The sequence below is a fragment of the Verminephrobacter aporrectodeae subsp. tuberculatae genome, assembly GCF_026127385.1.
GTDB lineage: Bacteria > Pseudomonadota > Gammaproteobacteria > Burkholderiales > Burkholderiaceae_C > Acidovorax > Acidovorax aporrectodeae.
Genome location: NZ_QZCX01000001.1, coordinates 680,665 through 705,150 on the forward strand (window position 1 = coordinate 680,665; position 24,486 = coordinate 705,150).

Here is a 24,486-nt window from a genome sequence, read left to right on the forward strand (position 1 = left end):
CGGCAACGGCCTCGCGCGCTCGACCCGGCTCGCTGGCAAGGCGCTGCGGCCAACGGGCCACCCATCGGGGCAGTGAACCCCCAGCGCCTTGGTTCCGCCGAGGCGGAGGACACCAAGACGCGCTAATTTATTTTGGGGGACGGACCGCGCTCACCTCGATCTCGAGGAGCCAACCGGGATTGGCGAGCCCGGCAATCTCGAAGGCCGAGCGCGTCGGCAAGTTGGGCTGCTGGGCAGTACCAAAATATTGTTTGTACCCTTTCATGAATCCGGCAAGATCCACTTTGCCCAGCGCCGGGTCCTTCACCAGAAAAACCTGCATCTTGATGACGTCGGACATGCCCAAATTCAATGACTTCAGGGTTCCCTCGATCTTTTTGAGCACGCTGATGGCCTGGGCTTGCGTGTCACCAAAAGCGGCAACGCTGTTGGCATCCGCCTTGGCATCGACGACGTCCGGGACGGCGCCGCTCAGATTCACCAGAGTCAGTCCCGGAGGGACCTCGATGGCCAGAGATATCGGAAAGTCCGACCCCGGGATTTTGTGGCGGATGACGCCCTGCGCATGGGCGCCCGTGGAAAATACCGCCCCGGTGACGGCGAGGACCGCAAACAATTTATGCACGATATACACTCCTTTACTTGTGGGATGAAAGCTTTTTGACGAAATCCGCGGTGATGCCCGTATCGTAATTATTTCCGAAACTGCTGCGCACATGGTTCATGACGTCCGCAAGCTGCGCGTCGCTCATGTATTCACGAAAGCCGGGCATGCCGTTTTTTCCATGCATCACGACGATTGCAATGAACTCGGCAACCTGGAGATTTCCATTATTCGCCAATGCAGGGTAGGTACCCGCACCACGGGCCCCCTTGCCATCGGCCATATGACAGCCCTGACAGCTCGTCTGGTAGAGCTGCTGCCCCGTTTGCGCAATGAATTCTTTTCCTGAAGAAAACGGGGGCGCTTCCTGAGACGCCGCGTCCGGGGCGATGGCTGCAACGCTCAGGAAGGAAGCAATGGCCGCAAGGGCCCGGCGCATGGATCGATATGACATGAGATGCTCCTTATGCTGATTTCGTCGTGGCAACGACCATGGTGTGCAGACGCTCGATGGCATCGAGCGACGACAGGACGGCGCCCTCCATCCAGGCCGGAATGAAGGATGCGTGCTCACCGGCAAGAACGATGCGGTTATCGATCTGGCACAGATTCTTGTAATGCCTTTCACGCGCCTCGTCGCTCCACTTGCCATAACAACCATGGACCCAGGGAACCCGGTGCCAGCCAACGGCAACGCCGTTGTCAAATTCCTCGGCGTATTGCTTGTGCAAATGACCGCCGTATTCCACCGCCTTGCGAATCCGTTGCGCCGGAGACATGGCAGTGAACTCGAAGGCATTGGCCCCCCACACGTAGGCCCCGAGCAAGACGCCTTTCCCGGGCTTGCCATAATCCGTATTTGGATAGGCTATTTTCTGAATGGGGGTATCCGTATAGCTGATTCCGCCGTAGATATGTTCGTCCTGCTCCCAGAAGCGGCGCTTGAACTGCAACCCGATCTTCACCGAGCCCTCATAGGGCACGGCGTTGATCGCGGCGAGCATGCTGGAGCTTGCCGTCAGCGGAATCTGGCTCAGAATCGACAGCGGCAGGGTGCAGACGCACCAGTCGGCCGTTTCAACCTGCTCGGCCCCCGTCCCGTCGCTGTTCCTGAAGCTGACCTGGACTTTTTTATCGTCCTGGTGAATGCGCACGACTTTCGCGTTGTAGCGGACAAGTCCTTTTGTCTCGCGCTCAAATGCCTTGGCAATCATGTCCATGCCGCCTGCCGGCTGAAAAATGCTGCTCTGGAATTCAAGCTCCTGGCCATCGACTATTCTTTTCCACAACTTTGAATCGACCAACTCCTGATGGTCCATCGGTGTTGAAAATTCATGGGTCGGCATCAGTCCGCCCCCCGGTTCGACCTTGAAACCACGGCGCAGGCTGGATTCCAGCGACGGCCGGTAGGCTCTCTCCTGCGTCAGCCCGCCCCAGTGCTGCATTGCGTCGAGCAATTTTTCCCTGTCCTGCGCCGAAAATTGCTGGTCGAGCGCCCCGGAATTCACCGCCTTGCTGAGCAGCTCTGCCGTATGGCCTTGAAAATCGGCCTGAATGTCCCGGTATTTTTGCGGCTTGCCACCAAATGCCTTGGTGGAATGCACCAGGGCGTTGTAGTTGACCTGGATGAAGGGTTCGAGCCGGATACCGAACTGCTTGCAGTAGCCGAGCACCGCATGGTGGTGATAGGGTATCCGCCAAGGCCCGGGGTTGATGTATAGCCCGGGATCAAATTTGCATTTCTGCGTCGCCCCGCCGAGTTCCGTGTAGCTGTCCCCCCCACGAATCGTCCAGCAGCGGCCTCCGGCCCTCTGGTTGTATTCAAGGATTTTGACCGTATACCCCGCTTTGCGCAATTCATACGCGGCCACCATGCCTGCAAGACCGGCTCCCAGAATGAGAACGCGGGTTCCCTTGGGAGCACCCGCCAAGTTGGGCGCGCCTTTGTAATTGGACTGCGCAGCAAACCCCAATGTCGTCATGGCCTGGTACATCGTCGCTGCGCCGGCAGTCTTTCCGAGCGCAAGAAGAAGCTGCCGTTTGGAGAATTTCGTTGCCATCTGCACCATTGCACCACCTCACGAATATTCAAGAATTTTTGAAAAAGCCTGCGAGTGCAACCTAGCAAGACACATGCCATGCAAAGAATCCGCCCGGCGCCACGGGCAGCGCCGAATCGTTTACGGAAAATCCGCACTCTGGCGTGCGTTCCGGACGCCCCTGCTGCATCGGCTTGGTGCGTCGGCGTAAACTACGCGACAGTGGTGCTGTTCCAATGGGGATTTCTCGCGACCAGTGCCACCGGTAGATGCTTGCACTGGCATACTGCGCGCAGCTTGCGGCCCGCGGAACGCCAGCCCTTTCAAGGTCTCTGATGGGACCAGAATTCAGGAGTATTTTTGTGAACGATTCATCGCGTGAACCCGGCTGGGAGCGCGCCACGCTGGAAAAGCTGGCCTTTGCGGCCCTGGGCGAGCAACGCAGCACCCGCCGCTGGAAAATCTTCTTTCGCCTTGCCTGGCTGGTGCTGATTGCCGCCGTGGCGCTTGCCGCCATGCGCCAGGCAGCGCCCGGCACGAGCAAGAGCGCGCCGCACACGGCCGTGGTCGTCATCAAGGGCGAGATCGCCTCGGGCGCCGATGCCAGCGCCGAGTTCGTCGTGGCGTCCATGCGTAGCGCGCTGGAAGACGATGGCTCCAAGGCCCTGGTGCTGCTCATCAATTCGCCTGGCGGAAGCCCGGTGCAGGCCGGAATCATCAACGACGAGATCGTGCGCCTGAAGGCCAAGCACCACAAGCCGATCTACGCCGTGGTGGAAGAGAGCTGCGCTTCGGCGGCGTACTACATTGCCGTCGCGGCCGACAGCATCTACGTGGACAAGGCCAGCATCGTGGGCAGCATTGGTGTGCTGATGGATGGTTTTGGCTTCACCGGCGCCATGGAAAAGCTCGGCGTGGAGCGCCGCCTGCTCATCGCCGGCGAGAACAAGGGCTTTCTCGACCCCTTCAGCCCGCAAACTGAAACGCAGCGCGCCTACGCGCAGACCATGCTCGACCAGATCCACCAGCAGTTCATCACCGTGGTGCAGGCGGGGCGCGGGAAGCGCCTCAAGACGGCCGCGCCCGAGACCTTCAGCGGCCTGTTCTGGACGGGCCAGCAGGCGGTGGAAATGGGCTTGGCCGACAAGCTGGGCAGCCTCGATTACGTGGCCCGCGAAGTGGTCCAGGCCGAGGACATCATCGATTACACGCGCCGGGAAAACGTGGCCGAGCGGCTGGTCAAGCGTTTTGGCGCTGCCGTGGGCGGGGGGGTCGCCAAATCGCTCGGCGCGTCCGCACTGCAATTGCGCTGATTTGCGCATGGCAACCGCCCCGGTGGCGGTTGCGCGGTTTGCGTTTTGGTAGGCCGTGTTGGACTTGAACCAACGACCAAAGGATTCAGGTTTGCACAGGTTTCCCTGTTCCCCGGACTATCTCATCACCCGCGCCACGGATTGCTCCGTGCGTTCGGGTGCCGGGCGCTCCAGGGATGCTTATTGGATTGGCTCCTCACATCCTAGTCTCTGCACCTTCTCACTTACCGATCTTTCGATCTGCCTTCAGTGAGCTTGGCTCAGGATTGCCGGGTCAACGGGTTGACTGACGGTTTCCCTGAGTTCACCCGGTTTTTCCGCTGCCGCTTTCACGGCAGGGTCACCACTTCGATGAGTCCTCTGCTCTGACCAACTGAGCTAACGGCCCAAAACGCCCTATTACCAGCCAAGGCCCCTGCGGTCTCCCGCACGAACCCGCGCGCCGTATTGTAGGGGCTGTTCACCCGCGCAGGCTGAGCGCGTTGGAGAGCAGTCTGGAGGTGATGTCCACGATTTGGATCATCCGGTCGTAGGGCATGCGCGTGGGCCCGATGACCCCCAGGGTGCCGACGATCTTGCCGTCGATTTCGTAGGACGAGCTGACCACGGAAAACTCCTCGAAAGGCATGGCGTGGCTTTCCCCCCCGATGTAGATGCGCACGCCTTCGGCCTGGCTGGAGATGTCGAGCAGCCGCAGAATTTGCGTCTTCTGTTCGAACAGGTCAAAAGCGCGCCGCAGGTTGCCCATGTCGTTGGAAAAATCACTCACCGCCAGCAGGTTGCGCTCGCCGGAGATCACGACCTCGTCCTGCGCTTCGGACAGGGCCTGCGAGCCGGCGTTCACCGCGGCCTGCATGAGCGTGACGATCTCGCCGCGCAGCAGGTCCACCTCCGATTTCAAACGCTCCCTCACCTGTTCCATGGCAAGGCCCGCGTAATGTTCATTCAGGAAATTGAAAGCTTCGATGAGTTGCGATTGGGAATAGTCCACGTCGGTGAAGATGACCCGGTTCTGAACGTCGCCTTCGGGCGAGACGATGATCACCAGAAATCTGCGCTCCGAAAGCCTCAGAAACTCGATGTGGCGGAAAACGGATGTCCGCCGCGGCGCCATCACGACGCCCACGAACTGGGAGAGGTTGGAGAGCAGTTGGGCCGCGTTGGCAATCACTTTTTGCGGCTGCTCGGGCGCAAGCTGCGGCGGTGTCAGCGGATCGCGCTGCACCGTCAGCATCGTGTCAACAAACAGTCTGTAGCCTCGTGCCGTGGGGATGCGGCCCGCAGAAACATGCGGGCTGGCGATCAGGCCCAGTTCTTCGAGATCGGCCATGACGTTGCGCACCGTCGCGGGCGAGAGGTCGATTCCGGACGCCCGCGACAGGGTCCAGGACCCGACGGGCTGCCCGTCGGCGATATAGCGCTCGACCAGGGCTTTGAGCAACAACTTGGCACGATCATCGAGCATTGGGCGATTTTAATGATGTAATTTCACGATGACGTCCAATTTCCGCCATGTTGCGCTCATAGGCAAGTACCAAGTTTCATCTGCGGGTTACTCGGGTGACAGCTCGTGCCAGGCGCTGGAAGACATCGCGCATTTTCTGCAATGCCAGGGTTGCGAGGTTGCGCTCGAGGTGGAGACGGCGAGCAACACCGGGTTGACGCATTACCCCGCGCTGTCCGTGGACGATATCGGGGCGCGGTGCGATCTGGGCCTGGTGGTGGGGGGGGACGGGACGATGCTTGGCATCGGTCGCCGGCTCGCCCGATTCGGGACGCCGCTGATCGGCATCAACCAGGGGCGGCTGGGCTTCATCACGGACATTCCTTTCGACACTTACCAGACGACCCTGCCCCCCATGCTCGAAGGAGAGTACGCGGAGGATTCGAGGCCGCTCATGCGCGCGGCCGTGGTGCGCGCCGAGCGGGTGCTTTTCGAGGCCCTTGCGATGAACGACGTCGTCGTGAACAGGGGGGCAACCTCGGGCATGGTGGAGTTGCGCGTCGAGGTGGGCGGACACTTCGTCGCCAACCAGCGTGCCGACGGGCTCATCATTGCCTCCCCCACGGGATCGACGGCCTACGCGCTGTCCGCCGGGGGGCCGATGCTGCATCCGTCGATTCCGGGTTGGGTTCTGGTTCCGATTGCGCCGCACACCCTGTCCAACCGCCCCATCGTGCTCTCGGACGCCGCAGAGGTCGCCGTCGAAGTGGTGTCCGGTCGGGACGTCAGTGCCAACTTCGACATGCAGTCGCTCGCCTCGCTGCTCCATGGCGACCGCATTCTGGTCAAGCGATCGGAGCATTGCGTGCGCTTTCTGCATCCGCTGGGCTGGAATTACTTTGCCACTTTGCGCAAGAAGCTGCGCTGGAACGAAGGAGGCTCCTGACCATGGCGCTCAGACGGATCACGCTGCGCGATTTTGTGATCGTTCAGGCGCTCGAGCCTGTGGAGCTCGAGTCCGGCTTCACGGTGCTGACCGGCGAGACCGGCGCCGGCAAGTCGATTCTGATCGACGCGCTGCAGTTGGCGCTGGGCGCGCGCTCGGACGCCGGCGTGGTGCGCGAGGGGGCCCTGCGGACCGACATCTGCGCGGAATTCGACTGCCCGGCGCACGTCCGGCCCTGGCTGGAGGAAGCCGGGTTTGACGCCGACGATCTGTTGCTGCTGCGGCGCACGGTGGACACGCAGGGCAAGAGCCGGGCCTGGGTGAATGGCACACCGGCCACGGCCACGCAGCTGCGCGCCCTCGGCGATCTGCTGCTCGACATCCACGGCCAGCATGCATGGCAGAGCCTCACCCGCCCCGAATCGGTACGCGGGCTGCTCGACGCCTTTGCCGGGATCGGCGCCGCAGAGACCGCTGCCCTCTGGACGCAGTGGCGCTGCGACCAGAAAGCGCTGCAGCAGGCCCGCCAGGCGCAGACCAGCTTGCAGCAAGAGCGCGAACGCCTCCAATGGCAAATCGGCGAACTGGACAAATTGGCTCCGGCGCAGGGCGAATGGGACGAGCTGGAGGCGCAGCACAAGCGGCTCTCGCACGCGCAGGCGCTGCTCGACGGCGCGGGTGGCGCGCTCCAGACCCTGCAGGAGGACGAGGCCGGCGCGCTGGCCGGACTCGCGCGCGCGCAGGCACTGCTGCAAGCCCAGGAGCATATCGAGCCGGAGTTTGCCAGCCTCGCGAATATTCTTTCCTCCAGCCTGGCGCAGGCCAGCGACGTCGTGCATTCGCTCCAGTCGTACCTGGGGCACGCGCAGGTCGATCCCGAGCGGCTGGCGCAGCTCGACGCCCGGTTGGCGCTGTGGATGGCGCTGGCACGCAGGTACAAGCGCGCTCCCGGAGAATTGCCGGCGCTGCTCGAGGACTGGAAGGCCCAGCTGCACGAACTCGACGCCGCCACGGATCTGGAACAGCTTGCCGCCGCGCAGGCCACGAGCGCCGCGGCCTACCAGGCGGCAGCGCAGGCGCTGTCCGCGGCACGCGCCAGGGCCGCACCCAGGCTGTCGCAGGCCATCACCCAGGCGATGCAGGATCTGGGAATGGCGGGCGGAAAGTTCGAGGTGTCGGTGACGAAGGCCCAGGAGGCGGCGTCGCATGGCATCGACGACGTGGTGTTTCTCGTCGCCGGTCACCCCGGCATGACGCCGAAACCCATTGGCAAGGTGGCTTCCGGCGGGGAGCTGTCGCGCATCGCGCTTGCGATCTCGGTCACGACGAGCGCGCTCGGAATGGCCCCCACCCTGATCTTTGACGAAGTCGATTCGGGCGTCGGCGGCGCCGTCGCCGAAACCGTGGGGCGGCTGATGCAACGGCTCGGCAGCGCGCGCCAGGTGCTCGCCGTCACCCACCTGCCCCAGGTGGCGGCCTGCGCGCACCACCACCTCCAGGTTGCCAAGCACAAGAGCCCGGACGGCACCAGCAGCACCGTCCAGGTGGTGCAGGGCGAGCAGCGCGTTGCAGAGATCGCACGCATGCTCGGCGGAGAACGCGCGACCGAGACCACGCTGGCGCATGCGCGTGAGCTGCTCGCCGGCGCAAGCGCCCCCACCACCTAGCCGGGGAGCGGGAATGGCACCCAAAATCGTCCTGATCACGGGAATGTCGGGCTCCGGAAAATCCGTGGCCCTGCATGCGCTGGAGGACGCAGGCTATTACTGCGTGGACAACCTGCCGCCAGAGCTTCTGCCGGCCTTCGTCGCGCTGGAGCCACGCCATCATGGCAATCGGGTCGCGATTGCCATGGACGTGCGCAGCGCCACGTCACTGCACCAGGTGCCCCGGGAATTGGACCGCCTGCGCCGCCAGGGGGCAGCGGTGCAATCGATTTTTCTGGATGCCAGCGTCGATACGCTGGTGCGGCGCTTTTCCGAGACGCGCCGGCGCCACCCCCTGTCGCACGACGATCCTCAGCAGGGACGCAAGGCCCTGGTGCAGACCATCGAACTGGAGCGCGGGCTTCTGGCCGACCTGAGGGAGCAGGCGCACGTCATCGACACGAGCGCGCTGCGGGCGTCGCAGCTGCAAAGCTACGTCAAGGGTCTGATACCCGGCGCGCAGGGGCAGCTGACGCTGGTGTTTCAGTCCTTCGCCTTCAAGCGCGGCATTCCCATGGATTCGGACTACGTCTTCGACGTGCGCATGCTGCCCAACCCCCATTACGAGCCCACGCTGCGCGATCTCACGGGGCTGGACGAACCGGTCGCGGAATTTCTGCGCCAGCAGCCGGACGCCGCGCTCATGCGCACGCACATCGAGCAATTCCTGGGGCACTGGCTGGAGATGCTCGACCGCAACCACCGCAGCTACGTCACGGTCGCCATCGGCTGCACCGGGGGGCAGCACCGCTCCGTCTATCTGGTGGAGCGGCTGGCAGAAACTTTCGGCCGGCGCTGGACCGCGCTGCGGCGGCATCGGGAGCTCGACGGGCGCTAACCCCCTTCCCCCCCCCCCGCGGCCCGCGCGCGCTCACCCCGGCAGCGGCAACTGCGTGGCGTCGAGCAACTTGCGGATCGGGGCGGGCAGGCCGACACCGGGCCATCCATCGGCCCCCAGCCACTGGCCTGCGTCGGACGGGCGGTCCGCGATGTCTCCACTGATCACGACCGGATGGAGATGGAGATCCCTGTGCGTCAGCACATGGAGAAAGGCTTGCAGCTCCTGCCGCGCCAACTGCGCTGCGTCCCCGAGCGACGACACATAGGCCCCGAGAGAAGCGCTATCCCGAAACACCGGAACGCAGTGCATTCCGGCCCATATGCCGGTGCCGGGGCGCCGCTCCAGCCACACGCGCCCTTGCGCGTCGCGCAGAACCAGCAATTGCCAGGACTCGGAGCGCCGGGACGGCCGGCGCGCCGGCACGGGGTAGCGCTCGGGCGCTCCGTTCCTGAACGCCACGCAGGAGGCGTCCAACGGGCACGCGCCGCAAGCCGGCGCGCGCGGGGTGCAGACCGACGCCCCCAGGTCCATGAGGCCCTGGGTGTACCGGGGCATCGCATTCCCGAGGTCCTGCGTCGGCAGCAACGACCCGGCGAAGGTCCAGAGCAAGCGCGCGCTCCCGGCCGACGCGGGGTCCTTCTCAAACCCCAGCAAACGCGTCAGCACCCGCCGCACGTTCGCGTCCAGGATGGGCACCCGCTCGGAGAAACAAAACGCCGCGATGGCCCCCGCCGTCGAGCGGCCGATGCCCGGCAGCCGCGCCAGCGCCTCTGCGCTGCCAGGAAACGCGCCGCCGTGCTCCGCCACGACCTGCTGCGCGCAGCGGTGCAGATTGCGCGCGCGGCTGTAGTAGCCCAGGCCGCTCCAAAGCCCCATGACCTCATCGCAGGGCGCTTGCGCCAGCGCGCGAACGTCGGGGAAGCGCTCCAGGAACCGTGCGTAGTAGCCGAGCACTGTCGCGACCTGGGTCTGCTGCAGCATGATCTCCGACAACCACACCCGATAGGGATCGCGGGTTTGCTGCCAGGGCAAATGCATGCGGCCGTGCACGGCCTGCCAGGCCATCACGCGCTGCGCGACGCCCCCCTCGTCCTTGGGCAGATTCATGCCGATACGAGACACACGTCGGGCGCGGCCGATTCGACTTCCGGCAAGGCAATGAGTTTGTCGGTGAGCTCCTGCAGCTCGTGCTCGAGCCCCAGCAAGTCCTTCTCGCCCGCCTCGATCTCCGCAATGCGCTCCCCCAACCCGCTGGCCGCCTGCTGTATGCGGTCCAGCCCTTCGATGCGGCGGGTAAAGCTCCGGCGCCGTTCCCGCAGCTGGGCATTGAGTTGCACCGTTGCCGATTTGCTCCACAAATCCAGGTCATTCACTGCGGCCTCGTACACCGCATGCAGCCGCGTCGCCAGAGCGCGCACCAGGCGTTCGGAGAACTCGGGCTGCGCCAGCTTCAGGGCGTTGCCCATTCCCAGATACTGCAAATGGCTCTGCTCGATCTGCGTCAGATCGTGCACGAAATGCCCCAGCTGCGGGGGCGGGGGCACGCGCAGCGAAAAACCGAACTCGGCGTTGAGCTGCTTGAAGGTCCCGCCGAGCATGGCCTGAATTTCAGCGCCTGCGCTCTGCGCCTTGTTCAGCGGAGCACGCAGCCTGTCGAAGGTCTGGACATAGATTTTTTTGACCCCGAGCTTGATGCCCTTTTGCTGCAGGGTCTGCGCCAGTTCGGCCAGTTCGGCCTGCAGGGCCTGGGCACTCAGCTGCCCCTGCACGTCCTGCAAGAGCTTGCGGTGCACAGCGCGCACCGCCTGCACCCGGGTGACGCTCAGATTGAACTCCCGCTGCTCCCGCTCGACGCGCTGGCGCATGGACTCGATCACCGACGCGTTCTTGCCGCGCAGGTTGCGCAACTCGGCCATCTGATCGTCCAGGTCGCGGCGCCGGATGTTGATGCCCCGCGAGGTCTCGCTGCGCAGGTCGGCAACCCCCGTGGCCACGGCCGCCCGCAGGATCGACTGGCGCTGGCCCATGATGCCCTTGGCCAGGGCCTCCTCCAGCAGGGGCAGCCTGCTGGCTTCAAGCAAACCATCGTCCGACATGATCTTCGCCAGCAGGCCCTTCTGCGCGGATACGGGAAGCACCTTGTCCGGTGGGACGCCGAGCATTTCCGCGGACACGCGGCACTGGCGCTCCATCTGGGCCTGCACCTGCGCTGCGGAACTGAGCCTGTCCCACAGGGTATCGATCTTGTTCAACACCACCAGACGGGCGTCCATGTTGTCCGCGGGCAGCGCCAGATGCGCCCGCCAGATCGACAGGTCGGACCGGGTGACCCCGGCATCCGCACTCAGAATGAAGACCACCGCATGCGCTTGCGGAATCAGGTTCACGGTCAATTCAGGCTCCACCCCCACCGCATTCAGGCCGGGGGTATCCAGAATGACCAAACCCTGCTCGAGCAGCGGATGCGGAATATTGATGATGGCGTGGCGCCACATGGGCACCTCCACCAGGCCCTGGGCGTCGGGAACGGGGTTCTCTTCGGGCAGCTCGTCGTGCCAGAAGCCGAGCGCGCGGGCATCGTCCGGGCTGAGCTTGCGGACCTCGGCGACCTTCTCCAGCGCCTTGGCAATCTGATCCGCGTTGCCGACGTCCAGAGGGATTTCCAGCCACCGGTCGGTCTTGGCGCGCCATTCGCCCAGGCTGTGCACCTGCAGACGGGTCTCGATGGGCAGCAAGCGCAGGCTGGGAGCCGTATTCGCGTCGTACCCCAACTCGGTTGGGCACATGGTGGTGCGCCCCGCGCTCGCGGGCATGAGGCGGCGCCCATAGTCGGCAAAGAAGATCGCATTGATCAGTTCGGATTTGCCGCGCGAGAACTCGGCGACGAATGCCACCATCACCTTGTCGCCACGCACCTGCTCCTCCAGCCGCTGCAAGCGCTTGTGCGCCGCGGCATCCATGAGCTCGTGCTGGGACATCCATTCGGCCAGCCGCCTGAGCTGCTGGGCGAAATCCCGCCGCCAGACGCCATGCTGGTCGAATTGCTCGTTAAATGAAAGCGCCACTTTGCTCCCGGAAATCTATCTACGTATGGATTGGCCCGCGCGGCAGACACGCACGATCCAATATATAGCACCGATGGTCCGCCGACTGTAATGAATCGCTGTCACGAGCGCGCGCCCGGGCGCGCGCCGGCGCAGCAATTTCAGCCGCCCGCCCGTGCGTTCGGGCGCTTGTTTGCTTTCGCGCCCGGCGCGCGTGCTTCGGGGACTACGCCCAGCGAAGCCTTGCGCAGCAGGGTGCTCAGCCATGCCATCGAAATGCGTACGCCGCAGCGGCGTTCAATTTCCGCCCCCAGGAGCGGCAAGGTCCAGCGCGGCTGTCCCGGCTCGCACAGGATCACCCTGGCGCAGGCCAGCACCGTTTCGCCCCTGGTCGCCGGCCGGCCGGTCCGGGGCCGGGCCCGAAGCGCATCCACTCCGCCCAAGGAAAACAGGTGCCGCAAGCGGCGCACCCCATCGGCGTGCATTCCGATCGCAGCGCCAATCATCACGCCGGTCTGCCCCTCCAGACTCCAGAGAATGGCCCGCGCCCGGTCGGCTTCCTGCCGGTTCGAAGACCGGCTCAAGCGCTTGAGGGCCAGTTGATCCTCCGCACTCACCGTCAGCTTGCATTTCGGTCCCCGCATTCTTGTTCCTCGTTCATATCCTTCGGAACGATTGTCGATGCGTGCAGACGGTTTGTGAAGTCCGGATAAGCGACTCCGCCTTGCGCAGACCGGGCGCGTCCAGGCCGGACGGCTGGACTCTTACATCACCAGTGCGCGCCCGAGCATCACGCACCAGTCCCGGGCGTGCAGGCGGGGACGGGTGTGCAGGCTGCCGCCCGCGAGGGCCTGCACCTTGTCCAGGACGCGCAGGCCGCCTTGCACGACCAGGCGCAGCTCCCAACCCGCACGGCCGGGCAGGCGGTGCACCAGGGGGGCGCCGCTTTGCATGGTGCTGCGCGCCCAGAGGACGCAGTCGGCGATCAGCCGGGCGTTCGCGCGCGTGCCTTGCAGCGCCAGCAACTCCGACTCGCAAACGCCGTGGGCGGCGCAGTCGGCGCGCGGCAAGTAGTAGCGCCCGCGCGGAATGTCCACGCTCAGGTCCTGCCAAAAGTTGATCAGTTGCAGCGCGGTACAGATGGCGTCGCTCTCTTGCATCGCGCTGGCGTGCGTCACGCCATACAGGTGCAGCAGCAGCCGACCCACGGGGTTGGCGGAGCGGCGGCAGTAGTCCAGCAATTCGGCGCGGTCGGCGTAGCCTTGGGCCGCGCGGGTTTTCTCCACATCCTGGACAAACGCGCTCAGCAGGTCTGCCAGCAGCGCCACGGGCAGACCCTGGCTGCGCAGCACGGCCTGCAAAGGAACGAACACTTCCGGCCACCGGGACGAAGGCTGCCGCCCCTGCGCAATGGCTTGCAGGTCACCGTGGTACGCAGCCAGGTCCGCGAGGCGCGCGGCAGCGGGGGCATCGCCTTCGTCGGCAATATCGTCAGCGGTGCGCGCGAACGCATAAATCGCCGCAATGGGCCCGCGCAAGCGCGCAGGGCAGAGCAGCGACGCGACTGGAAAATTTTCGTAGTGCGTCACCGCTGCGACCTGGGTGGCGGTGCCCGGGGGGTGTTGCGTGGAGGCTGCGCGGCAAGAGGGGTTGGAACGGTCTTTCACACCCGGATTGTCGCTTCGGCGCGGGGGCTTTATTGCGCGCCCATGACCTTGGCAACTTCAACCCGGGGGCAACTTGGCGCAATGCGGCCTGACAGGATCGCAAAGAGTGGCCGACGCGTGTGGGAACAAGCCAGCGGCTACCACAAGCGCTCACTGGCGGAGAACCTGATGCACCTGTCCCAAGACACTTACCAGCCATTTCCTGTGAGCACGTACGTTGGGTTCGCAGGCCCCCGAGGTCGCCATCCGTGCGGGCGATGCTCCATTGCATGGCGTCTCTGGATCGCCCGCAGTCCGTGCGTATCCCCTGAATGGGTGTTCTTGGGGAGATGCATCTTGGAAGGTCGATTTATGCAACAACGCCCTCATGAGTGAAGACGTCATGCTGAAGGTTCTTCCGACGGCTTGGCCATCTCTATAATCCGATTAAGTTCGCCACCGTTTGTGTAGCCATATTTGCGGAAAATGACACTCATCATGTTACACAGACAGATACGCACGCCTTGATTATTATTATTAAAATAATCCGCTATTTCGTTTTTATTTTTCGCGAGAAATTGGACCAATTCCTGCGCCATCGGCTCACAGCGATCGCGCTGCTTAAATTGTTTATTATATTCATTACAAGACGACTCGTGCAAGATCCCTATAATCTTCTCTACATCTACCGTTAGCTCGGTTGACCTGTCTGCAACGGGATCTGGCGTGGCCTCTGCGGCTTGGCGTTCTTCCTCTGCGGTTATGATGTTGCAGTATTCCGAAGCACCCAGCAAATCAGGGAACAGACTGGCGGAATGCACATTCATGCGCCGCAGGTGGCGCAAACAAATGTCTCTTTCTCCTTTCTTGTTTGGGATGTAAATTTTGTATATGTGGCGGGCCAAGATGACTGACTGCTCTTCTCCGGATGCATTGCGTGAATCTTTGACATCAGATCCTATTTTATTGGCAAATGCATACTCCAGGTCGTCTTCAATGGTGCTCTCATAAGGCGCAAAGGTAAACAACCCCGCTTGATTCACCAAGCGCCCATGATGATCCGTGATCGGCTCCACAAGGCGAGTGCCAATTTTATTTTGGTTTTCACCAATGAACGACTTGTTGAGCACATATATCGCCCGGTATTGGTTATCATTATCTCCCTGCCTATCTTCTTCATGAAAGGCAAAGAATAGCGCCACATAAGGTGAATGAGTCCAGTCCAGCAATGGTGTCATCAAGCCATGGTGCTGCCCAATGGCCCACAGCCCATCCCACAGCCTACCATTTAAATCTACTGTGTCCCCTGCCCCCACCGGATGTTCCAAACGGCCACGCGCGGCACGCCAGAAACGCTTGTACTGCGCTGAAGCTAACAGCGTGGGAACGCTACCTTTGGTACCTGAAATGCGTCCCAATGTAGGCGTTAAATCCCAATCAAACCGCCGATGCCCCCGAAATATCAATTCCACGCCGGGACGGTTGAAAAATTTATGCTCCAGCAACTCGGAGAAATCTTGCCATGATTCCAACCGGGCAACCGGGATATGGCCACTGTGAATATCGTCCACGATCTCAAAGCACTTGGTGTTCGTTGATTGCCACAGTGGAATTTTACTAACCCGCTCAATCAGCTCAGAAATTGAAGGAGTGATTTCGCTCATACATCCTCCTCATGGTGATTGGCATCTACCGATAACTCGCCGGAGAGGAGTTTGGAAAGAAAGGTGTCGCGGAGGGTTACGAGGATTTTGGCCTGAATCCAGCGCTTTTTTTCCAGGTCGGTGAAGAATTGTTGTTCGATGGAATTCATTGCTTGCCAGGGTCTGGTTGGTCTTCGGTCATGCGCTCGGGGCCTGGGTCCGGAAACTAATGCACGAAGCGCGGTGGATTATGGTCTGCGGCGCGGATGCTTGTTAGCTACATGAGCGACACGATTGCCGCAACCATGCGCTCCGGTTGCTATGCATTGCGGGGCTGACGGGCCTTGCACCAGTTGTCGGCGCCACTGACCCCGCTCGCAACGGCGGACCGGCGGGGTTGGGCCGGTCGTTGATCGCATGGATCGCACGCATTCATCGCTTTTCGGCAACGGTCCTGTACAGGGCGCAGGCAGTGCCGCCCGGTCTTACAGGGACAATTCGTAGTCCACCGTGATGGGCGCATGGTCAGAGAACTTCTCGTCCTTGTAGATCGACTCGGTGCGCGCCAGCGCAGCAAGCGCGGGGGTGGCCAGGTGGTAGTCGAGCCGCCAACCCACGTTGTTTGCGTAGGCTTGGCCTCGGTTGCTCCACCATGTGTAGGCGCTGTCGGTGGCGGCGGGTCGTAGCTGACGGTAAACGTCAACGATTCCGCCCCCTGCGTCCGATTTGTGCAGCAACTTTGTCATCCAGGCGCGCTCCTCTGGCAAAAAACCGCTGTTTTTCTGGTTGCTGCGCCAGTTTTTCAGGTCGATTGGCTGGTGCGCAATGTTTACGTCGGCGCACAGGATGAATTCGCGCTCCCCCTTGACGCGCATGAGGTGCGGATGAAACTCATCCAGAAAGCGGAACTTGGCCTGCTGGCGCTCGTCGCCCGACGAGCCGCTGGGAAAGTAGGCGCTGATGATCGACAGCTTGCGCGCGGGCGTGTCGAAGCGCAGTTCCACGTAGCGCCCCTCGGCGTCGAATTCCGCGGAGCCGTAGCCGACGAGCACGTCCGACGGCTCGTGGCGGGTGTAGACGCCGACGCCCGAGTAGCCCTTTTTCTCGGCGAAATGAAAGTGCCCCTGCAAGCCCGCCAGGCGCTCGAGCCGGTGCGCCACGTCGGCCGCCTGCGCCTTTACTTCCTGCACGCAAATACAATCGGGTTGCGCGCTTGCCATCCAATTTTCCACGCCCTTGCTGGTGGCCGAGCGGATGCCATTGAGATTGAGGCTGGTTAACCGGAACAAGGATTTCCCCTATGGTGGATGTTGGTGCGCCCCCCCCTGAATCGGGCCGGCTGGCGCAGGATTTCGTGCGTTTTTCCGTCGCGTCGGGTGTGCTGCGCTTCGGAGAGTTCAAGACCAAGGCGGGGCGCCTGAGCCCTTACTTCTTCGATGCCGGCCTGTTCGACGACGGCAGCAAGCTCGGCCGGCTCGCGCAATTCTATGCACAAGCCCTGCGCGCCAGCGGTATCGGGTTCGACATGGTGTTTGGCCCGGCCTACAAGGGGATTCCCCTGGCCGCGACGGTGGCGGTGGAACTGGCCCGGCAGGGGCGCAACGTGCCATTTGCATACAACCGCAAGGAAGCCAAGGACCACGGGGAGGGCGGCACCCTGGTGGGCGCCCCGCTCGCGGGGCGGGTGCTCATCATCGACGACGTGCTCTCGGCAGGCACCGCCGTGCGCGAGTCCATCGCCCTGATCCGCGCCGCCGGTGCCACGCCTTGCGCGCTGGCGATCGCGCTGGATCGGCAGGAGAAGACGATCGAGAATGGCCGGGACGCAGAGTACAGCGCCGTTCAGTACGTGCGCCGGCAACTGGGCATGCAGGTTTGTTCCATTGCGCAGCTGGCAGATTTATTGCTGCATCTGGCCCAGGATGGGATCGGGGGGGCGCGTCCCGCGTACGAAAAAATGTTGGCCTACCGACAGCGCTATGGGGTCAGCGGGGAGTGAGTGATTTGAATACGAGATCGGTATGCATCATGGGAGGGGCCCTGCTGGCTGCCCTGGGCAGCGCTTGCGCGCAGGCGCAGGGCGCGAGCATCTACACCTGCGTGGATCGCAACGGGAATCGGCTCACCGCGGATCGGCTCATTGCCGACTGCCTGGACCGCGAGCAGCGTGAACTGGGGCCCTCCGGCATCGTGCGGCGGCAGATTGGCCCGTCGCTCTCGGACCAAGAGCGTGCAGCGCAGGAGACCCAGCGTCGCCAGGAGGCCGAAGCACGCACGCGCGCGCTCGACGAGCGGCGCCGCGAGCATGGCCTGATCGCGCGCTACCCGAACAAGGCGGCGCACGACGTGGAGCGCGCCGCGGCGATTCAAGTGCTCGACAACGTCACCGCCACGGCCGAGGAGCACATTGCCGAGCTGAAACAGCAGCGCCAGGCGCTGGACGCAGAGATGGATTCTTACAGGAAGAACCCGGATAAGGCGCCCGTGGCGTTGCGCCGCAGGATCGCCGAGAACGCAGAGGGCATGACCGAGCAGCTGCGCTTCGTTGCGGGTCAGGAGCAGGAAAAGCAGCGTGTGCATCAGCGCTTTGACGCCGAGCTGGTGCAGTTGCGCCGGCTGTGGAACGCGCAGCCGACGGCGCAGGGTGCGTCTTCCGCAGAAGTGGCGCGCTGATGGCGGCCGCTGCGCGCGTCTGCGGTTCGGGCTTTCAGCGGACGAACCGTCCCGTGGGCCCCACCATCGTGATTTCGACAAAGCGCGAAGCGCTGCGCTCCGGCGTGCTGGCGTCGATCTCGTAGCCGCCCAGGTCCCACTTCTTGAGGCTCCAGGTGGCTTCGATGAAGGCGGCGCGCGTGGGGTTGCGGCCGGCGCGTTGCAGCGCCTCGGCAAACACGCGCGCGTTGATATAGCCCTCGAGCGCCGCGTGCGTCGGATCGGCCGCTACGCCCGACGCTTTCCAGGCCGCCTGAAAATCGCGCACCACCGGGGTGACCACGTTCGAGGGCAATGGGACCACTTGCGTAATCACCAGCCCCGTGGCATTTGCGCCCATGGCCTTCACGGTGGCGGAGGTCACCGACAGGGAGTACAGCGACACGCTGCGATCGAGGGCGCGCAGGGCCTTGACGAACTCCAGCATGGGCAGGCCTGCGAGGCCGAGCACAAGGCCCCCGAAATGACCGCCCGCCAGTTTCGCGGCCGCAGCGCCCGCGTCCGAGGCGTTGGTTTCCATCGGCACGGCGATCGCCTCGGGCAGCTTGAGCCGGTCCAGGAACTGCTTGGCTGCGTCGAGCACCTCCTGGCCGAACGAGTTGTTCATGTAGGCCACGCCGATGCGCTGTATGCCGATGGTGACCAGGTGCTGCATCAGCTTGCTGGTCTCGTCGGCATAGCTGGCGCGGATGTTGAACACGTTGCGCGCGTTCTTCGGGTGGGCCAGCTGCGCGCCGGTGAAGGGGGCGAAGAAAGGGATTCCGCTCTCGATCACCTTGGGCATCATGGCGCCGATCGTCGGCGTGCCCATGCAGGTAAAGAGCGCAAAGGTATCGCGGTCGGCAAGAAACCGCTCCATATTCGCCACGGCCTTGGGCACCTCGTAGGCGTCGTCCTGCGTCAGCAGTTCGATGCTTCTGCCGTGCACGCCGCCACGCGCGTTGATGGCCGCAAACGCGGCTTTGGCCCCCTGGGCGAGGGCCGTGCCGTTTTCACCCTGCGCCCCGGTGAGCGCCACGGACTGTCCGATCCTGATCGTCGCCTCCTGCGCCCGGCTGCTGCGCATGCCGATCCAGGGCAGGCCAACGGCCGCGGCTGCGAGCAGGCGGCGCCGGTCCATGCGCGCTGCATGGAGCGTGTGCGGTGCGGGGCGACACGCGGGCTGGGCGGGGCCTGCGGGCAGGCGGTCGTTGGGCATGCGGCTCTCCTGGAGTGGCCCGGACCAGCGCATTGGCTGTGGGGGATGGGGGCATTATTCCGGCTGCGCGCGGTATTTCCTGTGTTGCTGTGTGTCCCTGTGTGTCCCGGTGTTTTCCTGTGTTTTCCGGGCTGCTCACCGTGCGAGACAGCCGGCGTTGACGGCCCCGTAGCCAAGGCCCCGGGCCCGCCGTCTGCCGGCCCTGCAGCGTCCACGGCAGCTGAGCGGGTGCAGCAAACCAAGAGACAATCCCGGGCATGAATCCACCCCCCGCCTCCGCCGCTCCGGGCACGGCGCCGCCCCGGTTGCAGCTCACGGGAATCACCAAATGCTACCCGGCGGTCGTGGCCAATAACGGCGTCTCGCTCACGGTGCAGCCGGGCGAAATCCACGCGGTGCTGGGCGAAAACGGCGCGGGCAAGTCCACGCTGATGAAGATCATCTACGGCGCGCTCCAGCCCGACGCGGGCCACGTGCACTTCGACGGACACGCGGTGCAGCTGCGCGATCCGCAGCAGGCGCGCGCGCTGGGAATTGCCATGGTGTTCCAGCATTTCAGCCTGTTCGACAGCCTCACGGTGGCCGAAAACGTGTGGCTCGGGCTGGACAAGGGCCTGTCGCTGGCCGATACGCGCGGCCGCATTGCGGCCAAGGCGGCCGAGTACGGTCTCGACGTCGATCCCCTGCGCCCGGTGCACACGCTCAGCGTGGGCCAGATGCAGCGCGTGGAGCTCATCCGCGCGCTGCTCACGCGCCCCCGGCTGCTGATCCTCGACGAGCCGACCTCGGTGCTCACGCCGCAGGCGGTGGAAAAACTCTTCCTCGTGCTGCGCCGCATTGCCCGCGAGGGCTGCAGCATCCTCTACATCAGCCACAAGCTGCACGAGATCCGCGCGCTGTGCACGGCCTGCACCGTGCTGCGCGGCGGCCGGGTCAGCGGCGTATGCCAGCCGGCCGAGGAGTCGAATGCCTCGCTCGCGCGCCTGATGACCGGCGCCGAGCCACCGGCGCTCGCGCAGCGCGCGGCCTGCGCCGGCGCCGTGCTGCTGCGCGTGCAGGACCTGTCCGTGCCGCGCGCCGACCCGTTCGGCGTGGACCTGAGCGGGCTGCAGTTCGACGTGCGCGCCGGCGAGGTGCTGGGCATCGCCGGCGTTTCGGGAAATGGGCAGAAAGAGCTGCTCCAGGTCCTGTCGGGCGAGGACCGGCGCGCTGCGCCCGCGAGCGTCCAGGTCGCGGGCCGCGACGCGGGCCCTATGGGCCCGGGCCAGCGCCGCGCCCTGGGGCTGCACTTCGTTCCCGAAGAGCGCCTGGGGCGCGGCGCCGTCCCCGCCATGGATTTGGCGCACAACCTGTTGCTCACGCGCAGTGACGCGCTCGGGGGTGGCGGCTGGATCCGGATGCGCGCGCTGCGCGCGCAGGCCCGGGCGGTCATCGCGCGCTTCGACGTAAAGGCCAGCGGGCCGCACACGCTGGCCCGGTCGCTGTCGGGCGGCAACCTGCAAAAGTTCATCGTCGGCCGCGAAATCGACGCCAGGCCCCGGCTGCTGGTCATCGCGCAGCCCACCTGGGGCGTGGACGTGGGGGCCGCCGCGCAGATCCACAACGCCATCCTGGCGCTGCGCGACGCGGGCAGCGCCGTGCTGCTGCTCAGCGAGGATCTGGACGAATTGTTTGCCCTCTGCGACCGGCTGCACGTGCTGGCCCAGGGGCGGCTGTCGCCCTGCCAGCCCCGCTCCCAGGCCACGCCGGCGCGCATCGGCGAATGGATGAGCGGGCTGTGGCACGCCGGGACGCAGGACCCTGCGGCCCCACGGCACACGCAGCACACGCAGCAGGGGCAACATGCTTGAGCTGCAACCGCGCTCCCGGGACTCCAGGCTCTGGGCCTGCGGCTCGCCCCTGCTGGCGCTGGCCGTGACGCTGCTCGTCGGCGTGGCCCTGTTTGCCGCGCTGGGCAAGGACCCGGTGCGCGGGCTGCAGATGTTCTTCTGGGAGCCCGTGAAGACGCCCTACGCCCTGGGCGAGCTCATGGTCAAAGCGACGCCGCTGCTGCTGATTGCGCTCGGGCTGGCGCTGTGCTTTCGCTCCAACGTCTGGAACATCGGCGCCGAGGGGCAGTTCGTCGTCGGCGCCGTCGCCGCCGGCGGCGTGGCCCTGCTCGCCGACAAGAGCACGGGGCCCTGGATCGTTCCCGCGCTCCTGCTCGCCGGTGCGCTCGGCGGAATGGCCTGGGCGGGGCTCACGGCGCTGCTGCGCGACCGGTTCCACGCGAACGAAATTCTGGTCAGCCTGATGCTGGTCTACGTCGCCGTGCAATTGCTCGGCTACCTGGTCCATGGGCCCTGGAAAGACCCCATGGGCTACAACTTTCCGCAGACCAGGACCTTTGCGCAGGCCACGCAGATCCCGCGGCTGGTTCCGGGTTCGCGCATGACCGTCGGCCTGTTGCTGGCGCTGGCCGGGGCCGGGGCGCTCTGGGTGTTCCTGTTCCGCACCCGTGCGGGATTTGCGCAGCAGGTCGGTGGGCTGGCCCCCGCAGCGGCCCGCTACGCGGGCTTTTCACCACGCCGGGCGCTGTGGACTGCGCTGCTGGTCTCGGGGGCGACGGCGGGTCTGGCGGGGGCACTGGAAGTGGCCGGTCCGATCGGCCAGCTCACGCCGCACGTGCCCTCGGGCTACGGTTTTGCGGCCATCATCGTGGCCTTTGTCGGGCGCCTGCACCCGCTGGGAATGATCCTCTCGGCAATCCTGATGAGCATGTTCTACATCGGCGGCGAGCTGGCGCAGTCGCGCCTGGGCCTGCCCAAGTCGCTCACGAACGTGTTTCTCGGGCTGCTGCTGTTCACGCTGCTGGCCTGCGACACGCTGATCGCGTACCGCGTGCGCCGGGTTGCCACCCGCAGGAGAGAAGGAACGACATGAGAAGCCTCGCTCGTCACCGCGTGTATTCGCCGCCCGCCCGTGGGGCAGCCCGGCGGGGCGCCTGAGATGGAATCCCATGCGCTCCTGATCGGCGCCACGCTGAGCGCCGGCACCGTGCTGGCGCTTGCGGCGCTGGGTTTGCTGATCAACGAAAAGGCCGGTGTCGTGAACCTGGGTGCCGAGGGCATGATGCTCTGCGCCGCCCTTGCGGGCTTTGCCACGGTGGTGCATACCGGCAGCGCCTGGCTGGGCTTTGCCGCAGGAATGGCCGCCGGCGCCTTGCTCGCCACGCTCTTCGGCGTGCTGGTGATCTGGCTCAACACCAACCAATACGCCACCGGGCTCGCGCTGAGTCTGTTCGGCGCGGGCTTTTCGGCGTTTGCCGGCACCGGCTACGTGCAGGCCCGGCTGCCCGAGCGGCCGCGCTACGCCATGACCCTGCTCGGTGACGTCCCCCTGCTCGGGCCCGCGCTGTTCCGACAGCACCCGCTGGTCTACCTGAGCATGCTGCTCACGCTGGGGCTGATCTGGTTCCTGTACCGCTCGCGCGCCGGGCTGGTGTTGCGCTGCGTGGGGGAATCGCCCGCGTCCGCGCACGCCCTGGGCTACCCCGTGCGCCGCATCCGGCTCGCGGCCGTGGCGGCCGGGGGCGCGCTGTGCGGACTGGCCGGCGCCTACGTCTCCACCGTCTACACCCCCCTGTGGGTCGAGGGCCTGGTCGCCGGCCGGGGCTGGATTGCGCTGGCGCTGACCACCTTTGCCACCTGGCGCCCGGCACGGGTGCTGCTCGGCGCGTACCTGTTCGGCGGCGTGACCATGCTGCAGTTTCATCTGCAGGCCAGCGGCGTGCAAGCGGCCAGCCAGCTGCTGAGCATGCTGCCGTACGTGGCCACCATCGTGGTGCTGGCGCTGATCTCGCGCAACCCGGCGTGGATCCGCGCGAACCTGCCCGCGAGCCTCGGAAAACCGTTTTATCCCGGCTCATAATCGCCGGTTTTTCGTGTTTCCATCCTTGATGCTTCCACGTTCCCAAGAAAGAACCCCCCCATGACCGATCTGCAGAAACGCTCCATGCCCAAGTTGGCAGCGCTCTTTGCCGTCGCTGCCGCCACGCTCGCGGGCTGCGGCAAGGAGCCGCCGGCGCCGGCCGCCGCGCCGGCCCCTGCGGCACAAGCCCCGGCGCCCGGGCCGGAGCCGCTGAAGATCGCCTTTGCCTACGTCGGCCCGGTGGGCGACGGCGGCTGGACGTTTGCGCACGACAACGGGCGCCAGGCCCTCGAGAGGGAATTTGGCGACCGGGTCAGCACCAGCTTCGTGGAAAGCGTTCCCGAGTCGGCCGACGCCGAGCGCGTGCTGCGCGACCTGGCCAGCCAGGGCAACAAGCTGATCTTCGGCACCAGCTTCGGCTACATGGAGGCCATGCTCAAGGTGGCGCAGGACCACAGGGAGGTCCGCTTCGAGCATGCCACGGGCTACAAGACCTCCGAGAACATGCGCACCTACGACGGCCGCACCTACGAAGGCGCGTACATGGCCGGCATGATCGCGGGCGCCATGACCCGGTCGAACACCCTGGGCGTTGTCGGCTCGGTGCCGATCCCCGAGGTGCTGCGCAACATCAACAGCTTCACGCTGGGCGCGCAGTCGGTGAACCCGAAGATCAAGACCCGGGTGGTGTGGGTCAACGAATGGTTCAGCCCGCCCAAGGAGACCGAGGCCGCGACGACGCTGATCCACGGCGGTGCGGACGTGCTGTTCCAGAACACCGACTCGGCCGCCGTGCTCAAGACCGCGCAAGAAAAGGGCAAGCGCGCGCTCGGTTGGGATTCCGACATGAGCGCCTACGGCCCCGATGCCCACCTGGCGTCGGCCGTGGTCAACTGGGGTCCGTACTACATCCGGGCCACCCGGGATGCGCTCGACGGCCGCTGGACCACGGGCCAAAGCTGGTGGGGCGTGAAGGAGGGCGCGATCGACATCGTCTCCATCGCCAAGGACGTTCCCGCCGAAACCAAGGCCCGGGTCGAGGAGGTGAAAAAGGGCCTGGCCGACGGCAGCTTCCAGATCTGGAAAGGCCCGATCCTGGGCCAGAACGGCAAGCCGGTGCTGGAAAAGGACACCGTGGCCGACGACACATTCCTGGGTGCAATCAACTTCTACGTCAAGGGTGTGGAAGGCCGGGTTCCGGGCGGCGACAAGAAGTAGGAACGGGTCGGCTGCGGCGCAACCGCCCGCTTTGCGGGTTTTGGAGCACATCAGGCCCGAGCCATTCGCAGTACGCTGGGTACCCATGATTCGGGGTGCGCTTGCCCCCGATCAGGGGTCGCCTGCCATGCCCGTTCCGCGCCCTGCAGCCTTCTGTCGCCAGGAATCACCGTCCCAAAATGCGGCTGGCCGTCCGCGCACAACCCCCTACTTTTCATCGGCG

At 64.9% G+C, this 24,486-nt stretch carries 22 protein-coding genes and 1 pseudogene; 11 read left to right on the forward strand and 12 right to left on the reverse strand.

All coding sequences use genetic code 11. From position 1 onward, the window contains the following. Nucleotides 1-127 precede the first annotated feature (127 nt). From D5041_RS02755 to D5041_RS02765, 3 genes are read right to left on the reverse strand one after another with little or no spacing between them, the layout of a single operon-like run. Nucleotides 128-634: a RidA family protein gene (locus D5041_RS02755; RefSeq protein ID WP_407702207.1), complete on the reverse strand. Its 507-nt coding sequence runs from the start codon at nucleotides 632-634 to the stop codon at nucleotides 128-130. Nucleotides 635-638: 4 nt separating this feature from the next. Continuing rightward, nucleotides 639-1,058 (reverse strand): c-type cytochrome, encoded by a 420-nt coding sequence (locus D5041_RS02760; protein ID WP_029554660.1) that lies wholly within the window; start codon nucleotides 1,056-1,058, stop codon nucleotides 639-641. Nucleotides 1,059-1,068: 10 nt separating this feature from the next. Next, a complete protein-coding gene (locus D5041_RS02765) occupies nucleotides 1,069-2,673 on the reverse strand; it encodes a flavin monoamine oxidase family protein (RefSeq protein ID WP_265258390.1) in 1,605 nt (534 codons plus the stop codon). Nucleotides 2,674-2,978: 305 nt separating this feature from the next. Between D5041_RS02765 and D5041_RS02770 the strand changes: the two genes are divergently transcribed. Then, on the forward strand, nucleotides 2,979-3,956 hold the full coding sequence (locus tag D5041_RS02770; RefSeq protein WP_265258389.1) for a S49 family peptidase: 978 nt from the start codon (nucleotides 2,979-2,981) through the stop codon (nucleotides 3,954-3,956). Between the two features lie 460 nt (nucleotides 3,957-4,416). Here the strand turns inward: D5041_RS02770 and hrcA are convergent, their stop codons facing one another. Next, nucleotides 4,417-5,421, reverse strand: a complete 1,005-nt coding sequence (hrcA, locus tag D5041_RS02775; protein ID WP_010109575.1) for a heat-inducible transcriptional repressor HrcA — start codon at nucleotides 5,419-5,421, stop codon at nucleotides 4,417-4,419. Between the two features lie 28 nt (nucleotides 5,422-5,449). Between hrcA and D5041_RS02780 the strand changes: the two genes are divergently transcribed. From D5041_RS02780 to rapZ, 3 genes are read left to right on the forward strand one after another with little or no spacing between them, the layout of a single operon-like run. Continuing rightward, a complete protein-coding gene (locus tag D5041_RS02780; protein WP_265258388.1) occupies nucleotides 5,450-6,346 on the forward strand; it encodes an NAD kinase in 897 nt (298 codons plus the stop codon). Between the two features lie 2 nt (nucleotides 6,347-6,348). Further along, complete coding sequence (recN, locus tag D5041_RS02785) at nucleotides 6,349-8,013, forward strand: DNA repair protein RecN (RefSeq protein ID WP_265283833.1); 1,665 nt, start codon at nucleotides 6,349-6,351, stop codon at nucleotides 8,011-8,013. A gap of 13 nt (nucleotides 8,014-8,026) precedes the next feature. Further along, nucleotides 8,027-8,890: an RNase adapter RapZ gene (gene rapZ, locus D5041_RS02790; protein ID WP_265258386.1), complete on the forward strand. Its 864-nt coding sequence runs from the start codon at nucleotides 8,027-8,029 to the stop codon at nucleotides 8,888-8,890. Nucleotides 8,891-8,923: 33 nt separating this feature from the next. Here rapZ and mutY read toward each other — a convergent pair whose 3' ends face one another. The 4 genes from mutY to hpnC form a co-directional block, all read right to left on the reverse strand. Further along, on the reverse strand, nucleotides 8,924-10,000 hold the full coding sequence (gene mutY / locus D5041_RS02795; protein ID WP_265283834.1) for an A/G-specific adenine glycosylase: 1,077 nt from the start codon (nucleotides 9,998-10,000) through the stop codon (nucleotides 8,924-8,926). Further along, nucleotides 9,997-11,958, reverse strand: coding sequence for a dynamin family protein (locus tag D5041_RS02800; protein ID WP_265283835.1), 1,962 nt, complete (start codon nucleotides 11,956-11,958; stop codon nucleotides 9,997-9,999). Before D5041_RS02800 ends, mutY begins: the two co-directional genes overlap by 4 nt. 140 nt (nucleotides 11,959-12,098) lie before the next feature. Next, complete coding sequence (locus D5041_RS02805; RefSeq protein ID WP_010100053.1) at nucleotides 12,099-12,581, reverse strand: helix-turn-helix domain-containing protein; 483 nt, start codon at nucleotides 12,579-12,581, stop codon at nucleotides 12,099-12,101. A 120-nt stretch (nucleotides 12,582-12,701) separates the two neighbouring features. Further along, the gene (gene hpnC / locus D5041_RS02810) at nucleotides 12,702-13,526 is read right to left on the reverse strand and encodes a squalene synthase HpnC (protein ID WP_265283836.1); all 825 of its coding nucleotides are present in this window, start codon (nucleotides 13,524-13,526) and stop codon (nucleotides 12,702-12,704) included. Between the two features lie 140 nt (nucleotides 13,527-13,666). On the opposite strand from hpnC, the pseudogene D5041_RS02815 reads away from it, so the two are divergent. After that, a pseudogene (locus D5041_RS02815) lies at nucleotides 13,667-13,915 on the forward strand (IS5/IS1182 family transposase); the annotation flags it as partial. A gap of 69 nt (nucleotides 13,916-13,984) precedes the next feature. Here the strand turns inward: D5041_RS02815 and D5041_RS02820 are convergent. From D5041_RS02820 to D5041_RS02830, 3 genes are all read right to left on the reverse strand, one after another. After that, a complete protein-coding gene (locus D5041_RS02820; RefSeq protein WP_265283837.1) occupies nucleotides 13,985-15,247 on the reverse strand; it encodes an FRG domain-containing protein in 1,263 nt (420 codons plus the stop codon). Then, nucleotides 15,244-15,396, reverse strand: a complete 153-nt coding sequence (locus tag D5041_RS02825) for a hypothetical protein (protein ID WP_265283839.1) — start codon at nucleotides 15,394-15,396, stop codon at nucleotides 15,244-15,246. Before D5041_RS02825 ends, D5041_RS02820 begins: the two co-directional genes overlap by 4 nt. A 315-nt stretch (nucleotides 15,397-15,711) precedes the next feature. Next, the gene (locus D5041_RS02830; protein WP_265283840.1) at nucleotides 15,712-16,515 is read right to left on the reverse strand and encodes an exodeoxyribonuclease III; all 804 of its coding nucleotides are present in this window, start codon (nucleotides 16,513-16,515) and stop codon (nucleotides 15,712-15,714) included. Nucleotides 16,516-16,526: 11 nt separating this feature from the next. On the opposite strand from D5041_RS02830, the gene pyrE reads away from it, so the two are divergent. Then, nucleotides 16,527-17,225, forward strand: a complete 699-nt coding sequence (pyrE, locus tag D5041_RS02835; protein ID WP_265283841.1) for an orotate phosphoribosyltransferase — start codon at nucleotides 16,527-16,529, stop codon at nucleotides 17,223-17,225. A 29-nt stretch (nucleotides 17,226-17,254) separates the two neighbouring features. Continuing rightward, the gene (locus tag D5041_RS02840; protein WP_010106502.1) at nucleotides 17,255-17,899 is read left to right on the forward strand and encodes a DUF4124 domain-containing protein; all 645 of its coding nucleotides are present in this window, start codon (nucleotides 17,255-17,257) and stop codon (nucleotides 17,897-17,899) included. A gap of 34 nt (nucleotides 17,900-17,933) precedes the next feature. On the opposite strand, the gene D5041_RS02845 is transcribed toward D5041_RS02840, so the two are convergent. Further along, the gene (locus D5041_RS02845; protein WP_265283842.1) at nucleotides 17,934-19,136 is read right to left on the reverse strand and encodes an ABC transporter substrate-binding protein; all 1,203 of its coding nucleotides are present in this window, start codon (nucleotides 19,134-19,136) and stop codon (nucleotides 17,934-17,936) included. A 257-nt stretch (nucleotides 19,137-19,393) separates the two neighbouring features. Between D5041_RS02845 and D5041_RS02850 the strand changes: the two genes are divergently transcribed. From D5041_RS02850 to D5041_RS02865, 4 genes are all read left to right on the forward strand, one after another. Further along, entirely contained in the window at nucleotides 19,394-20,986 is a 1,593-nt protein-coding gene (locus tag D5041_RS02850) for an ABC transporter ATP-binding protein (protein ID WP_265283843.1), read from the forward strand. After that, nucleotides 20,979-22,058: an ABC transporter permease gene (locus tag D5041_RS02855; protein WP_265282222.1), complete on the forward strand. Its 1,080-nt coding sequence runs from the start codon at nucleotides 20,979-20,981 to the stop codon at nucleotides 22,056-22,058. Before D5041_RS02850 ends, D5041_RS02855 begins: the two co-directional genes overlap by 8 nt. 66 nt (nucleotides 22,059-22,124) lie before the next feature. Continuing rightward, entirely contained in the window at nucleotides 22,125-23,045 is a 921-nt protein-coding gene (locus tag D5041_RS02860) for an ABC transporter permease (RefSeq protein ID WP_265258372.1), read from the forward strand. A 60-nt stretch (nucleotides 23,046-23,105) separates the two neighbouring features. Next, the gene (locus D5041_RS02865; protein WP_265283844.1) at nucleotides 23,106-24,263 is read left to right on the forward strand and encodes a BMP family ABC transporter substrate-binding protein; all 1,158 of its coding nucleotides are present in this window, start codon (nucleotides 23,106-23,108) and stop codon (nucleotides 24,261-24,263) included. Nucleotides 24,264-24,486: the final 223 nt, after the last annotated feature.

What these genes read in the sequence shown, in the direction of transcription:
- D5041_RS02760 (WP_029554660.1), bottom strand. Translation starts at nt 1,058, where the DNA reads ATGTCATATCGATCCATGCGCCGGGCCCTTGCGGCCATTGCTTCCTTC.
- D5041_RS02765 (WP_265258390.1), bottom strand. Translation starts at nt 2,673, where the DNA reads ATGGTGCAGATGGCAACGAAATTCTCCAAACGGCAGCTTCTTCTTGCG.
- D5041_RS02770 (WP_265258389.1), top strand. Translation starts at nt 2,979, where the DNA reads ATGGGACCAGAATTCAGGAGTATTTTTGTGAACGATTCATCGCGTGAA.
- hrcA (WP_010109575.1), bottom strand. Translation starts at nt 5,421, where the DNA reads ATGCTCGATGATCGTGCCAAGTTGTTGCTCAAAGCCCTGGTCGAGCGC.
- D5041_RS02780 (WP_265258388.1), top strand. Translation starts at nt 5,450, where the DNA reads ATGACGTCCAATTTCCGCCATGTTGCGCTCATAGGCAAGTACCAAGTT.
- recN (WP_265283833.1), top strand. Translation starts at nt 6,349, where the DNA reads ATGGCGCTCAGACGGATCACGCTGCGCGATTTTGTGATCGTTCAGGCG.
- rapZ (WP_265258386.1), top strand. Translation starts at nt 8,027, where the DNA reads ATGGCACCCAAAATCGTCCTGATCACGGGAATGTCGGGCTCCGGAAAA.
- mutY (WP_265283834.1), bottom strand. Translation starts at nt 10,000, where the DNA reads ATGAATCTGCCCAAGGACGAGGGGGGCGTCGCGCAGCGCGTGATGGCC.
- D5041_RS02805 (WP_010100053.1), bottom strand. Translation starts at nt 12,581, where the DNA reads ATGCGGGGACCGAAATGCAAGCTGACGGTGAGTGCGGAGGATCAACTG.
- D5041_RS02820 (WP_265283837.1), bottom strand. Translation starts at nt 15,247, where the DNA reads ATGAGCGAAATCACTCCTTCAATTTCTGAGCTGATTGAGCGGGTTAGT.
- D5041_RS02825 (WP_265283839.1), bottom strand. Translation starts at nt 15,396, where the DNA reads ATGAATTCCATCGAACAACAATTCTTCACCGACCTGGAAAAAAAGCGC.
- pyrE (WP_265283841.1), top strand. Translation starts at nt 16,527, where the DNA reads ATGGTGGATGTTGGTGCGCCCCCCCCTGAATCGGGCCGGCTGGCGCAG.
- D5041_RS02840 (WP_010106502.1), top strand. Translation starts at nt 17,255, where the DNA reads ATGGGAGGGGCCCTGCTGGCTGCCCTGGGCAGCGCTTGCGCGCAGGCG.
- D5041_RS02845 (WP_265283842.1), bottom strand. Translation starts at nt 19,136, where the DNA reads ATGCCCAACGACCGCCTGCCCGCAGGCCCCGCCCAGCCCGCGTGTCGC.
- D5041_RS02850 (WP_265283843.1), top strand. Translation starts at nt 19,394, where the DNA reads ATGAATCCACCCCCCGCCTCCGCCGCTCCGGGCACGGCGCCGCCCCGG.
- D5041_RS02855 (WP_265282222.1), top strand. Translation starts at nt 20,979, where the DNA reads ATGCTTGAGCTGCAACCGCGCTCCCGGGACTCCAGGCTCTGGGCCTGC.
- D5041_RS02860 (WP_265258372.1), top strand. Translation starts at nt 22,125, where the DNA reads ATGGAATCCCATGCGCTCCTGATCGGCGCCACGCTGAGCGCCGGCACC.
- D5041_RS02865 (WP_265283844.1), top strand. Translation starts at nt 23,106, where the DNA reads ATGACCGATCTGCAGAAACGCTCCATGCCCAAGTTGGCAGCGCTCTTT.